The sequence below is a fragment of the Candidatus Krumholzibacteriia bacterium genome, assembly GCA_035649275.1.
Lineage (GTDB): Bacteria > Krumholzibacteriota > Krumholzibacteriia.
In genome coordinates this window covers 13,911-27,524 of the sequence record DASRJW010000141.1, presented here as the reverse complement: position 1 = coordinate 27,524, position 13,614 = coordinate 13,911, and the positions used below count along the sequence as shown (strand labels likewise).

Here is a 13,614-nt window from a genome sequence, read left to right as displayed (position 1 = left end):
CTCGACCCTCGCGCTCTTCGGCTGTGGGGCCCCGGCACGCGAACCCGCCATGGTGCCCGCACCCAAAGAAGTGACCACGGTGGCGCCGCCCGACGTGGACAAGGTCGCCTCCACCCTTCTGCCCGAGGCGGCGCAGACCAGCACCGACCTCGAGGTACTCTATCCCGAACTCAAGGACCTGGATCGGTCCTACCGCAAGACGCTGCAAGCGCTGCGCGAGGACGACCTCCCCGGCGCCGAAGAGGCATTGGCCCTTCTCGAGAACGACGTCGAGCGGGCGAAGCGCGAGATCGGTCCGCCAGGATCACTCTACGTCGAGAGCATGGCCGGGCGTCTGGAAGGATTGCAGGGCCTGGTGAAGGAGATGCGCGAGTACCAGCGCTCCGTCGCCTACGTGCCGGAAGTAGAGGCACCCGAGCCGGAGACCGAGCAGGACGTTGCTGCCGACAGCGCAGCCCTCGCTGCACTGCACGCCAAGGCGGAGAGGAAGACACCGAGCGGTCCCCGCCACGATCTGGCGCTCGCCGAGCATCCGCTCATCGATCGCTGGGTGCGTTACTTCACCGGCGACGGCCGGCACTACATGGAGCTCTGGCTGTCGCGGCGGCCCTTGTACGAGGAATTCATCTACGACGTCCTGGACGAGCACGACGTGCCACGCGACCTGCTCTATCTGGCGATGATCGAGAGCGGTCTGTCGATGAAGGCGCGTTCCTACGCCAACGCGGTCGGCCCCTGGCAGTTCATCTCCAGCACCGGGCGTCTCTATGGCTTGAAGATCGACTGGTGGGTGGACGAGCGGCGCGACCTGGACAAGGCGACCCGCGCTGCCGCCAGCCATCTTTCCGATCTGTACGAGTCCCTGCACTCCTGGCCCCTGGCGCTCGCGGCGTACAACTGCGGCATCCGCCGGGTGGAGCGGGCCACGCGCCGCCACGGCACGCAGGATTACTGGAAGCTCTCCAGCCTGCCGCGGCAGACCCGCAATTACGTGCCGAAGTTCATGGCGGCGTTGCGGATCGGCAAGGACCCCGGGGCGTACGGCTTCGACGTGCCCAACTCACCGCCGCTGCGCTACGACGTGGTTCCGGTGGAGGATGCCACCGATCTGCACCTGGTGGCGAACCTGGCGGGGACCGACTTCGATACCCTGGCGGAGCTCAACCCGCACCTGAAGCGCTGGGCGACGCCACCTGGCGAGTCTTACTGGATCAAGGTGCCCAAGGGCATGGGCGACGACGTGACGGAGAAGCTCGCTGCCGTTCCCGAGGAGGAGCGGGTGCGCTGGCGCCGGCATCGCGTCGGCCGCGGTGAAACGCTGGCGGGGCTGGCCCGGGAGTACGGGACCAGCGGCGACGCCATCCGGCAGGCCAACAACATGCGCAGCAGCACGCTGCGTCCGGGCAACTACCTGCTCATCCCCGTGGTCAGCGAGTCGGCGGGCACGCTGGCGCAGCAGTCCATCGAGAACGTCGCCAAGGCCAACACCGAGGAGCAGAGCGTTTATGTCGTCCGCCGCGGCGACACCTTGATGCGCATCGCCCGGCGTCACGGCGTCACGGTGAGCCAGCTCAAGGAGTGGAACGGCAAGTCCTCGACGCGGATTTACCGCGGCGAACGCCTGACCCTGTACGGCACTGCCCCGGCCCCGGCCAGGGACCATAGCAGTAGCCGCGACTCCGTCACCTACGTGGTGCAGCGGGGTGACACGCTCTCCATCATCTCCGCCCGGCACCGGGTGAGCGTGCGCCAGCTGATGCACTGGAACAGCAAGCGCTCCACTCGCATCCGAGTCGGCGAGCGCCTGCGCATCTATCCGCCGAGTTGAGAGGCCCCGAGGGGCGCTAGCCCGTCGCACGGCGGCGCCGCCGCCGACTTGGCTGTCAGGGCGCTCAGCGCACCGGATGGTGCAGGCGCTGGGTGCGGAGCGCCGACCCGTCGGGCAGGTGGCGCTGGGTGAAATCGTCGGCGCCCGCCAGCATGTCCACCAGGCAGTTGGTCCCCACCACTTGGTGCGCCGGGATCTTGGCGTCCTTCCCTACCACCGTGATGCCGTAGCGCAGCACCTCGGGTTGCTCCAGGTTGGCGCGGCCGTCGCCGGCCACGCCGAGCTGCGCCTTGGGTCCGACCTTGACGCGCTTGTCCAAGATGCAGCGGGTCACGAGCGCCCCGCGGCGGACGACGCAGTCGTCCATGAGCACCGACTGCTCGACCCGAGCGCCTTCCTCCACCACCACGCCGGGGCCGAGGATGGAGCCGAGCACCTCGCCGGCGATCTGGCAACCGTCGGTGAGCATGGAATCCCGCACTCGGGCCGAGCTCTCCACGCAGGTGGGCGGGCGGTTGTGCTCGGTGGTGAGCACGTGCCACTGGCCATCGAAGAGGTTGAGCCGGGGTTCGCTGCCGAGCAGGTCCATGCTGGCGGTGTGGTAGCTGTGCACCGAGCCGATGTCGAGCCAGTAGCCCCCGTAGCGGTAGGTCGTCACCGCGCCACGCGCTTGCATCGCCGGGATCACGTGCTGACCGAAGTCGAGGTTGCGGTGTTCTTGCTGCAGCTCCTGCAGGATGCGGACGAGCGCCGGGCGCGAGAAGACGTAGACGCCCATCGAGGCCAGATTGCTCTTGGCCTGGATCGGCTTCTCCTCGAAGCCGATCACGGTGCCGTCGTCATCGGTGACCACGATGCCATAGTGCCGCGTCTCCTCCCAGGGCACCTCGACGACGCAGAGCGTGACCTCGCGGCCCTGTTCGCGGTGCGCGCGCAGCAACCATTCGTAGTTCATCTTGTAGACGTGGTCGCCGGAGAGGATGAGGGCCTCCTCCGCCTGGGAGCGTTGCAGCACGTCCAGGTTCTGCACCAAGGCATCCGCGGTGCCGCCGTACCACGACGAGCCTTCGAAGTTCTGATGCGGGTGCAGGAAGGCGATCCCACCCCACTTGCGGTCCAGGTCCCAGGGCTTGCCGACGCCGACGTGCTCCACCAGCGAGCGCGGCCGGTACTGGGTGAGCATGTAGATCTTGAACAGGCGCGAGTAGACGCAATTGGTCAGGGTGAAGTCGATGATGCGGTACTTGCCGGCGAAAGGGACCGCCGGCTTGGCGCGGTGTTCCGCCAGCACCGAGAGCCGGCTCCCTTGCCCGCCCACGAGGATGAAGACGTCGGCGTCGCTCAAGCGCTCACCCCGCTCAGGATGCCGAGGCCGGCCCGCACCGCGTCTTCGCTCAGGTGCGAGTCGAGCATCACGGGCCGGCGGCAGTCGAAGCCGGCGGGGATGCGGGTGAACTTGCCGACCACGGTCAGCCCTTCTCGGGTGTGCACGACCACCTCGCTGTCGGCCAGGCGTCCCAGGCTGGCTTCGGCGGGCTCGTCGTGACCGAGGACGACGCCATCGCCGACGACCACGCGCTTGTCCAGGATGCTGCGCACGACGCGGGCATGCCGGTAGACGCTGGCCTCGGAGAAGAGGATCGAGTCGCGCACCACGCTGCCCTCGCCGACGAGCACGCCGGGGAAGAGGATGCTGCGCTCCACGTGGCCGAAGATGCGGCAGCCGTTGGCGATGATGCTGTCGTGGACGCTGGCGGTGGCGCCGAACTTCGCCGGCGGCCGTTCCTCGCTCTGGGTGTAGACCGGGCGCCGACGATCCATGATGTAGGAAGACGCCGCCGGCAGCAGGCTGCGGTTGGTGTTGTAATAGGTGTCGAGCTCGCCGACGTCCTCCCAGAAGCCCTCGAAGATGTGCGCGGTCACCTCACCCTCGCGCACCGCGGGGATGAGCATGTCCAGCACCAGGTCATAGCGCCCGGCGGGCACAACCTCCCGCAGCCGCTGCATCAGGTACTCGGTCTCGAAAAGATAGATCCCCAGGCTGGCGAGGCGCAGGTCCGTCGTCGCCGGCTTCTCCTCGAAGCGTGTCACCCGGGTGCCCTCCACGCCGACCATGCCGAAGCGCCCGACGTCGGCTTCCGGCACCGACTTGACCGCGATGGTGACACGGGAGCGGTGGCGCCGGTGCTGGCGAATCATCTCGCCATAGTTCATGCGATAGACCTGATCTCCCGAGAGCACGAGCGTCATCTCCGAGTCCCGGGCCATGAGCATGTCCAGGTTGCGGTAGAGCGCATCCGCCGTGCCCCGGTACCAGAAGGAGTCGGTGCGCCCGGTATAGGGGAGCAGGATGCAAACGCCGCCGTCGCGGCGATCCAGGTCCCACGGGCGTCCGAGCCCCAGGTGCTCTTGCAGCGAACGGGGGGCGTACTGCGCCGCCACATAGACGGAGTGCACCCGGGAATTGACGCAATTGGAGAGGGTGAAATCGATGATGCGGTAGCGGCCACCGAAGGGCACCGCCGCCATGGAGCGGTGTTTGGTGATGACGCCGAGCTGCTCGCCGCGGCCCCCGGCCAATACGAATGCCTGGATGGTGGACACGGGTGACTCCTCCGGCTGCAGCGCCGGCTCGCGCGGGTCGAGAGTCACCCTAGGAGGTGGCGCCGGGAGGTGTCAACGCAGCCTGGGGAGGACGGCGTGGCTCACGGGCCCACCCAGCGCAAGGACAAGCGCTGGGAGGCGTCGAAATCGCTCTTCGGGTCAGGAATCACGCCGTAGTCGAAGCGCACGGGGCCGGCGGCGAAGCCCGCTCCTGCCTGGAAAGATTCCTCCTGCAAGCCGAAGCGCAGCGCCAAGCGATTCTGCATGTTGAATTCCAGACCCCAGTTGAGATTCACCGAAGTCGGCCCAGCCCAGAACTGATCGGCGTTGCGGCGGTCGTCGAAGTGCACCGCCATGTCCCCGGCGAAGAGGAAGGAGCCGCGCAGGGCGTTCGAATCGAGACGATAGGCCAGGCCCAGGGTGGGCACGGGCACGATGGTCTCCTTGCGGCCGGTGCTCCAGGAAAGATAGGTGCCGGTGAGATCGTGCACCGCCAGCCCGAGGTCCAAGCGATGCAGCACGTCGTGCTTCAAGACTCCCACGTCGAGGCCGATGCCGAAGCTCGAGAAGTCCCCCACCGACTGGGTGATGAACTTGAGGTTGCCGCCGAACTGCCAGCTGGAGACCGGCTGAGCGTAGGAAAGGAAGACGGCCCATTCGGCATCGTTCACATAGTGGAGCTTGTTGGGATCGTAGACGAATTCGGTCTCGTTGCCGTCGACTTGGCCGTTGTTGTTGAGGTCGACCCAGCCGTCGATCTGGCCATTGCCGTTCAGGTCGTTCCACATGGTCGAGTCGGTGAAGGCGATGCTGTCGATGCCCAGGCGGATGACCCCGAGGCCGAAGCGGCCGTTGCGCTGCCGCACCTGGTAGATCCCGCCGAGGAAGGAGTAGTCCACCAGGTCACCGAAGCGGAACTCGTGCGAGAGCAGCACCTCGTGCCGGCTGGTGCTGGCCAGGCCGGCGGGGTTCCAGTAGATGCCGCTGGCGTCGTCGGCGATGGCTGTGTAGGCGCCGCCGAGACCCAGGGCCCTGGCCCCTGCCCCTGCCTCCAGGAAGGCGCCGGCGAACTTGTCGGCCCTGGCGGGGCCGGTGGTGACCAGGCCGAGGCTGGCGCACAGGCCGAGGGCGAGCCCCCAGGACAGGACGCGGGATGGACGCAATGGGCCTCCGACGGGTGCGGGGGCGTTCAGGGGGTGAGAGAACGGGCAGGCCCAGACATTATATGAGGGCTCCTTGCAAACCACAAGCCGGCGCCGTGCTTCCGGGAGCTTGCCCCGAAGGCTCGAAACGGACCTGGCATGCCCTGGCGTCGTAACCATCCTCTTCTCCGTACAGTGGGCTCGGCACTTCGTCCAAGGTGGCGCGCTCGTGCCGGGAAACCCCAGGGGGTCGTCGGTTAGGAGATCTGGTACTCCTTGATCTTGCGGTACAAGGTGCGTTCGGCGATGCCGAGACGGGCGGCGGCGGCGCGCCGGTTGCCGCCGGCAGCACGCAGGGCGTTGCGGATCAGCTCTTCTTCGTTCTCCCGCAGGTTCTGGCTCGTGGTGGGCGCCGGAATGGGCGGCGGCTCGGCGTCCACCACCACGGCGCCGGCCGGGTGGGCCTTCCCCTGCAGCAGCCGCAGCACCTCCTGCAAGTCCCGTCGCAGGACGAGGAGCGATTGCAGGATGATCTCGCGCTCCGCCTGCTCGGGCGACCGGTGCAGGGGCACGGGCAGATGCTGCGCCAGTGCCGGCTGCCGCACCTCCTCGGGCAGGTCGCTCTCCTCCAGGCGGGGGCGGCGGGCGAGGACCGCCATGCGGAAGACGACGTTGCGCAGCTCCCGCACGTTCCCGGGCCACCCATAGGCCTGCAAGGCGCGCATGGCGCCCTCGGCCATCGTCCGGCCTGGCGTGCCGTATTGCCGCGACGATTCGAGCAGGAAATGCTGCACGAGCTCGGGCAAATCCTCGGGGCGCTCTGCCAGGCTCGGCATCTCGATGTGCACCACCTTGAGCCGGTAGTAGAGGTCCTCGCGGAACTCGCCGCGGCGCACCGAGTCCTCCAGCCGGCGGTTGGTGGCGGCGAGGATGCGGACGTCCACGTGCAGGCCTTGGCTGCCCCCCACCGGGGTGATCTCGCCGCTCTCGAGGGCCCGCAGCAGGCGCACCTGCATCGCCGGCGACATCTCCCCCACCTCGTCCAGGAAGAGAGTCCCGCCGTCGGCGCGCTCGAAGACCCCCGCCTTGCGCGCCACGGCGCCGGTAAAGGCGCCCCGCTCGTGACCGAAGAGCTCGCTCTCCAGCACGGTTTCCGACAAGGCGCCGACGTTGAGCGCGATGAAGGGGCGCTCCTGACGGCGGCTCACGCTGTAGAGGGCGCGGGCCACCAGCTCCTTTCCCGAACCGCTCGCTCCGGTAACGAGAACCGGGATGTCCGAGGGGCCGATCTGCAGGATGGTCTCGAGGATCTCGTGGATGCGGCGACTGCGCCCGAGAATGCCGGCGCGCCGTTGCAGGTCGAGCCGCGTCAGGCGCCGCTCGATTTCCTGGCGGATGGCTGCCGTGTCCTGCCCGCGGTCGAGCAGCTCCAGTCCCAGAGCGGTGTATTCGGCCCGCACCGCATCGCTCACCGCGGGCGCGAGGAGCAGGATCTCCAGGCCCGGACGCGAGCGCCGGACACGCTGCACCAAGCGCCCGAGCTGGGCTTCCACGTCACGCTCCACCAGCAGCAAGCGAAAGTCCTCGTGCGTTTCCACGGCGCGGACGGCATCGGCGGCGCTGGTGACGTGGCGGACGGTGACGTCCCACGGCGGTGGGCCGGAATCGAAAAGCGCGGCGAAGGTGCGCGGCGAGGCGAGCGCGAGGAGGTGTGCGGCCATGCGGACTCGTGCTCCTTCCGCGGCATGCTAGGGAAGGGGCGGCGCCGAAGTCAATCGCGCCGCTGGCCCGTGGTGCCGAGGAGGGCCTGCGGGGCGTGGGTCAGCGGCGGCACCCCCGGGTCGGAGGCTTGGCGCGCGAAGGAGAGCGGCCAGGGGCCACGCATCTGCAACGCCAGCAGGAAGCCGGCACCGCCGGCACCATCGAGATGGGAGACGGCGAGGCAATCGAAGCGGTGCGCGCTGGCGGTGTGGAGGGCGCTTTCCAGGACCTCGCGGCGATGCTGCAGGGAAAGACACAAATGCAGCATGGTGCGTGGATGGCGGAGAACCGGATGCTGTAGCAGCGTCGCCAGCGCCGCGCGGCGCTCCAGGAGACACGGGGTATCGAGGAGAACGACGTGCCCGGCTGCGGCGGCGAGAACGGCGTCGAGCTCCGCCGGTGTCGCCGCGAAGGCGGCCTTCGCCCCCGCATCGGCGGCGAAGCCGGTGAAGGCGGCGCGATGGGGGCGATCCGCGGCGAGGAGCGCCACCGCGGTGACCTTGCGCCCCCGCCGCCTGAGCGCCCGAGCGACGCTGAAGAGGAGCGTCGTCTTCCCTGCCCCGGCGGCGCCGAGAAACAGATGCAGTCCGCGCACTTCGGACCAGGTGACCACGGGCCAGGCGGGAAGGAGCGAGCGCAGGTGCCTTTCCGCCGCTCCCGCGGAGGTCCACGAACGCCGCGGCACCCGGGAACGAAAATGCCGGCGCAGCGCGCGCCGCTCGCTCGCGTCCGTTCCCTGCAGGAGCGGGGTTTGCTCCAGCGGGTGGCGCCAGAAACGGGCGCCGTGTCGCGGCTCGGGTCCAGGACTCGGTGCGTGACCGTGGCTCCGCTCGAGCTCGTGGGCCTGCACGAGGCCGTGGCTCGGCTCGAACCTCGAACCGGCGCTCACCATGGCGTGCAGGATGCCGGCCGCCTCGCGGATCTCTCGCGTTGGATCCAGGAGCCAGCCGTTCTCGAGGCCGGTGCGGGTCACGACGGGGGCGCTCGTGAAGGGGTCCGGACGCTCCGGAACGATCGCGGTCCAAGCTGACACCGGCGCTGCCTCCTAGCGCGACGCCGCCTCCAGCAAGGACTCCACGTCGACGCCTTGCGCCCGGTACTCGTTCAACTTGTTGCGCAGGGTGCGGACGCTGATGCCGAGCCGGCGCGCGGCCTCGGTGCGGTTCGCTCGCACCTGCTGCAGGGTGCGCAGGATGAGCTCCCGCTCCATGCCGGCGAGGGTCGTTTCCGCCGGCTGCGACCGGGGTGTGTCGATCTCGAGATCCAGGAAGAAATCGCGCAGGTCCAGGATGTCGCCGCTCCGCTTCAAGACCACGGCGCGCTCGCAAACATTCTGCAGCTGCCGCACGTTGCCGGCCCAGTGGCGCTGCAGGAGCGCCTCCAGGGCCGCCTGGCTCAGGCGCAGCGTAGCGCGCCGGTTCTCCTCGCAGAAGCGCTCGACGAAATAGCCCACCAGGTGCGGAATGTCCTCGCGGCGCTGCCGGAGCGGCACGATCTCGATGGGCACGACATTGAGGCGGTAGAAGAGATCCTCGCGGAAGCGGCCGCTCCCTACCAGCTCGGCCATGTTGCGGTTCGAGGTGGCGACGAGGCGCACGTCGAGCTTGATGACCTCGTTGCCGCCGACGCGCTCGTATTCGCGCTCTTGCAACACCCGTAGCAGCTTCGACTGGAAAGCCAGCGAGGTCTCCGAGATCTCGTCGAGGAGGATGGTGCCGCCGTCGGCGAAGAAGAACTTGCCCTCCTTGCGCCGCATGGCCCCGGTGAAGGCGCCCTTTTCGTGGCCGAAGAGCTCGCTTTCCTGCAGTTCCTTCGGAATCGCCGGGCAGTTGACCCGGACGAAGGCGCGCTGCGCGCGGGGGCTGCGCAGGTGCAGCTCGGTGGCCACCAGCTCCTTCCCCACCCCGGAAGGACCACTGATGAAAACGGTGCAGCGCGACGGCGCCACCTGGTCGAGGAGCTCGTAGAGCCTCCGCAGGTTCTCTGGAGCACCGCGCAGGATGCCCGGGCTCGGCTCCGCCGCCACCGCCGCTTCGGGCTCGGCGCCGAAGAGCGGCTGCGCCAGCGTCGCTGCCGGCGGTGCGGTCCGGCTCAAGCGCGTCTCGATACGCCGGAAGAGATCCTCCACGTTGAACGGCTTGGTGACGTAGTCGAGAGCCCCCGCCTGCAGTGCCTGCACCGCTTCCGGCACCGTGCCGAAAGCGGTGATGAACACCACCGCGGGCTGCACCTGGCCGTGGGGCAGGCGCTGCAGCAGCTCCAGCCCGGAGAGCCCGGGCATGCGCATGTCCGAGATCACCAGGTCGTAGCTCTGCCGCTGCAGCTCCCCCAGGGCTTCCTGCGCATCCGCCGCGGCGCGGGCGTCATAGCCGCGCTCGCGGGCCCAGCTCGCCAGGAGGTCGCGGATGGAGGCGTGATCGTCGACGACGAGGAGACGGCGGGCGGCGGTGCGCTCGCTGGTTCGGACACTCGAGGGCACGCCGCCTCCAGGGGCTCGGAACGCAGGGACCGCGGGGGCACTTGCAGCGAGCCATCGGCAACTCACATGCCACGCCCGGCGAGGCTCCAAAGCCCGAGGAGGCGTGGGCCTTCGCCGGGTCGCCGCGGCCAGACAAGCGCTGCGAGCGGTCGAGAACTGGACGTCGTCGCCAAAGTGCTGGTGGTGGCGCACTCGCCGTGCGGTCTGGAAGCGTCCGCCTTGCCGTCTCCGGGCAGCGGCCGTCGAGTCGGAGTGGGGGAAGCAAGGCGGGCCCCGGGTCCCGCGAACGGGACCCGGGGCGGGCTCGAAGCAGCAGCTTTGGAGGGATTAGGGGCCAGTTGCCGCAAGGTATGCAGCAAGCAGTCCCCCGGGGGGAACCGTCAGAGGTCGACGCTGGCCGCCTCCACCACGTGGGCGGCGCCGGTCTGCGCGCCCTCGAAACCTTTCAACTTTTCCCGCAACGTCTGGCGGGAGATGCCGAGGAGCTTGGCTGCCTGCGATTTGTTGCCGTTCGTCGCTTCCAGTGTCTTGGTGATGAAGAAGTACTCCATGACCCGCAAGCTCGTGGGTTTGAAGCTCTCGTCCAGCACCGAGGCGCTGTGCTTGACCACCTGCGTGTTCGGCGACACCAGCTCCACCGGCAGATGCTGGGGCAGGATGTCTTCCTCCGCCTCCAGGAGCATGGCGCGTTCGATGACGTTCTTGAGCTCCCGCACGTTCCCCGGCCAGCCGTAGCTCTGCAGGATGTCGGTGACCTCCGGCGACAGGCGGTGCACGTGCTTGTTGAGCTCGTGGTTGTAGTGCTCGATGAAGTAGTTGGCGATGAGCGCCACGTCACCGAGGCGCTGGCGTAAGGAGGGCAGCTCGATGGGGATCACTTTCAGACGGTAGTAGAGGTCCTTGCGGAAGGCCCCCTCCTCCACCGCCTGCTCCAGATTGCGGTTGGTGGCGGCGACGATGCGGGTGCGGACCCCGAGGTCCTCCACACCACCGACCCGCCGGAAGGTCTTGTTTTCGATGACCCGCAGCAGGCGCGTCTGCAGCGTCAGCCCCATCTCACCGATCTCGTCCAGGAAAAGGGTGCCGCCCTCGGCGACCTCGACGAGACCGCGTTTGCGCGCCTTGGCATCGGTGAAAGCGCCCTTCTCGTGGCCGAAGAGCTCGCTCTCCAGCAGGGGTTCCGGGAGGGCGCCGCAGTTGATCTCCACGAACGGACCCTCGCAGCTGGAGGCTTCGTGGATGGCCCGGGCCACCAGCTCCTTGCCGGTGCCGCTTTCCCCGGTGATGAGCACCGTGGTCGCCTTGCTTTGCCCGATCTTGCGCACCACGCGGAAGACGTCCTGCATCGCCGTGCTCTTGCCGACGAAGTTGGACTCCCACTCGCCGCGGCTCCGCTCCAGGGAGCGCAGCTGGCTGCGCAGGCGCGTCGTGGTGAGGGCGTGTTCGATGCTCACCTTCATCTTCTCGATCATGAAAGGCTTGGTGACGAAGTCGAAGCTGCCGAGCTTCATGGCCTCCACAGCCTTGTCCACCTCGCCGTAGGCCGTCATGACGATGACGGGCACGTCGGTGTTCTCCTTGCGCATGCGGCGCAGCACTTCCAGGCCGTCGATGCCCGGCAAGCGCATGTCGAGGAGCACGCAGTCCGGCGACTTGTCGGCAAAGAGCTGCAGCCCTTCTTCCCCCGAGGCCGCCTCGAGGATGTCGAAGCCGTTGTTGCGCAGGCCCTCGCCGAGGGACCAACGGATCGTCTTCTCGTCGTCGATGATCAGGATGGTCATCCGCATCCAGTCGCGTCCTCCCCTTGCCGCGGCGTGATGATTTCGTAGGCAGCGATAAAGCGCCGGGGCAGCTCGACGACGAAGAGCGTCTCGTCGTCGCCCCGTTCCACGTGGATCACACCGTGGTGTTCCTCGATGATTTTCTGGCTCACCGCCAGGCCGAGACCGGTACCCTCGGGCTTGGTGGTGAAGAACGGATCGAAGAGCTTGTGACGAACCTCGTCGGGCACTCCCGGCCCTCGATCCCGCACCTCGATGCGGCAGTAGCCGGCAGGAGCCTCGGCGCCGGGCAGGAGCGGCCGTTCCGGCGTGCACAAGCGCAGGCGGACGCTCCCCGAGGGTGGCGAGGCGTCGATGGCGTTCATCACCAGGTTGAGCACGACCTGCAGGATCTGCCCCTCGTCCACCTCCGCCACCGGATCTTCCAGGGCTGCCGCTTCCAGGTGGAGGTCGACGCGGTGCTGCGTGGCGCGTTCCCGCGCCAGCTCCACGGCGCGGGAGCAGATTTCGGACAGCGACACCAGCCGCGGCTGCGGCGGTGCCGGACGCGCGAAGCTCAAGATGTTGCCGACGATGGAATCGAGCCTCTCCACCTCCTGGAACATGACCTCCACGTAACGCTCGGCGCCCGGCTGCAGATAAGGACGCAGATTGGAGAGGGTGAGCGAGATCCCCTGCAACGGATTGCGCACCTCGTGAGCGATGGCGGCCGAGAGTTCTCCGAGGGAGCGCAGCCGGTCGGCACGGCGCACCTGCTCCTCCAGGAGCCGGCGCTCGGTCAGGTCCTCGAAAGCGAGGAGGATGAGGGGCTGCGAGTCGCCGGGGTTGACGATGCGGCTGGTGCGCAGCTGGATCGGGACCCGCCGGCCGTCGCGACGGTGCAGCAGGCCTTCGAAGCTGCAGCGCCCGTCGGGGGCCGCGAGGACGCGGGCGAAGGCGTCGCCGCCGCCGCCGAGCCGGAAGAGCTCTTCGAAGCGAAGCGCCGGCAAGCTCTCCTGGGTCTCCGCGAGTCCCAGGAGGCGCCGGGCCAGGCGGTTGGCGAAGTGGATGTCGCCTTGCTCGGTTGCCGTGAGCACGCCGCTTTCGATGCTCTCCAGCACCGCCTCGTTGAAGTTCTTCAGGTCCACCAGACGGGAAAGGTGGACGGCATTGGCCACTTCTTCCGTGAGCAACGTCTGGATCGTCTGCAGGAAAAAGAGCTGGGCGGCGAAGCTCGGACCTTCCCATTCCTTCTTGTCCAGGAGGAGGAAACCGAGGGGCGCGCGGCGGTAGAGCAAGGGCAGCACGGTGAAACGCCAGCGGTCGCCGTGTCCGTTGCAGACGAGACCGCGGTCGGCGACATAGCAGTCGAGGGCGTGGATCTCGCCAAGCCCCGGCCCGGTCGTTTGCGCCGCGAGCAGGCGCTCGCCGCAAGTGCGCACTTCGGCGTCCGGGATCGAGAGCACACGACGCGGGGCGAGGACGGTGCCCTCGCGGCTATAGAGGAGGATGCCGGCGCCACGCACCTCGAGGTAGTCGCACAGGGTCGCCAAGAAGTAGTCGAGCGCCTCGGTCCAGTTACGGGACTCGCTGATGGCGCGACCGATCTGGTACAGCGTGGTCAGCTGGGAGACGCGGCGGCGGAGCTCGCTACGGGAGCCCTCGAGAAGCTGTGCCGCGGCCCCAGGGGAGGCGCTGCGGCCCCCCGGGACTGTCTCGCGGCTGTCCGCCCGCGGGGTCGCTGCTCCCCTGCCCGCGTCGCTCGCGGGAGCAGGCTCGCCCGAAGCGAATAGAGTCCGGCGCTGGACGGACATGTCCCAACCCCTCCTCGACCACACCACGCCGGCTGCTGTACCACGGCGGTCGAAAACCGTGCAACGAAAACCACGGATCGAAGCATTCCATACGGCCTTAGTGCGGTTTAGCGCGCCTGGAATGGTGGAACATGCACCCCAGCGGTGCGATCTAGCCGGGAGATGAGAGAGCGGCGCAGGTGAACGGGGTGGTGACTTCCCTGCTCATCACTTGCGCCCAGCCTCG

General features: G+C 68.3%; 9 protein-coding genes. 1 reads left to right on the top strand and 8 read right to left on the bottom strand.

Annotated elements, in window-relative coordinates:
• The first annotated feature begins 49 nt into the window (after positions 1-49).
• Positions 50-1,828 (top strand): LysM peptidoglycan-binding domain-containing protein, encoded by a 1,779-nt coding sequence (locus tag VFE28_15775; GenBank protein HZM17453.1) that lies wholly within the window; start codon positions 50-52, stop codon positions 1,826-1,828.
• Positions 1,829-1,892: 64 nt separating this feature from the next.
• Here the strand turns inward: VFE28_15775 and VFE28_15770 are convergent, their stop codons facing one another.
• The 8 genes from VFE28_15770 to VFE28_15735 form a co-directional block, all read right to left on the bottom strand.
• The gene (locus VFE28_15770; GenBank protein HZM17452.1) at positions 1,893-3,173 is read right to left on the bottom strand and encodes a glucose-1-phosphate adenylyltransferase family protein; all 1,281 of its coding nucleotides are present in this window, start codon (positions 3,171-3,173) and stop codon (positions 1,893-1,895) included.
• Positions 3,170-4,432, bottom strand: a complete 1,263-nt coding sequence (locus tag VFE28_15765) for a sugar phosphate nucleotidyltransferase (GenBank protein HZM17451.1) — start codon at positions 4,430-4,432, stop codon at positions 3,170-3,172. The genes VFE28_15770 and VFE28_15765 overlap by 4 nt, the downstream gene beginning before the upstream one ends.
• A gap of 101 nt (positions 4,433-4,533) precedes the next feature.
• Positions 4,534-5,595 (bottom strand): UPF0164 family protein, encoded by a 1,062-nt coding sequence (locus VFE28_15760; GenBank protein ID HZM17450.1) that lies wholly within the window; start codon positions 5,593-5,595, stop codon positions 4,534-4,536.
• Between the two features lie 236 nt (positions 5,596-5,831).
• Positions 5,832-7,295, bottom strand: coding sequence for a sigma-54 dependent transcriptional regulator (locus VFE28_15755; GenBank protein ID HZM17449.1), 1,464 nt, complete (start codon positions 7,293-7,295; stop codon positions 5,832-5,834).
• Positions 7,296-7,345: 50 nt separating this feature from the next.
• Complete coding sequence (locus VFE28_15750) at positions 7,346-8,368, bottom strand: hypothetical protein (protein ID HZM17448.1); 1,023 nt, start codon at positions 8,366-8,368, stop codon at positions 7,346-7,348.
• 12 nt (positions 8,369-8,380) lie between these two features.
• Positions 8,381-9,814 carry a sigma-54 dependent transcriptional regulator gene (locus VFE28_15745; GenBank protein ID HZM17447.1) on the bottom strand — a complete coding sequence of 478 codons (1,434 nt, stop codon included), beginning with the start codon at positions 9,812-9,814 and terminating at the stop codon, positions 8,381-8,383.
• 380 nt (positions 9,815-10,194) lie between these two features.
• Entirely contained in the window at positions 10,195-11,595 is a 1,401-nt protein-coding gene (locus tag VFE28_15740) for a sigma-54 dependent transcriptional regulator (GenBank protein ID HZM17446.1), read from the bottom strand.
• The gene (locus VFE28_15735; GenBank protein HZM17445.1) at positions 11,592-13,388 is read right to left on the bottom strand and encodes an ATP-binding protein; all 1,797 of its coding nucleotides are present in this window, start codon (positions 13,386-13,388) and stop codon (positions 11,592-11,594) included. The genes VFE28_15740 and VFE28_15735 overlap by 4 nt, the downstream gene beginning before the upstream one ends.
• Between the last annotated feature and the right edge of the window lie 226 nt (positions 13,389-13,614).

What these genes read in the sequence shown, in the direction of transcription:
- VFE28_15740 (HZM17446.1), bottom strand. Translation starts at nt 11,595, where the DNA reads ATGACCATCCTGATCATCGACGACGAGAAGACGATCCGTTGGTCCCTC.
- VFE28_15775 (HZM17453.1), top strand. Translation starts at nt 50, where the DNA reads ATGGTGCCCGCACCCAAAGAAGTGACCACGGTGGCGCCGCCCGACGTG.
- VFE28_15755 (HZM17449.1), bottom strand. Translation starts at nt 7,295, where the DNA reads ATGGCCGCACACCTCCTCGCGCTCGCCTCGCCGCGCACCTTCGCCGCG.
- VFE28_15735 (HZM17445.1), bottom strand. Translation starts at nt 13,388, where the DNA reads ATGTCCGTCCAGCGCCGGACTCTATTCGCTTCGGGCGAGCCTGCTCCC.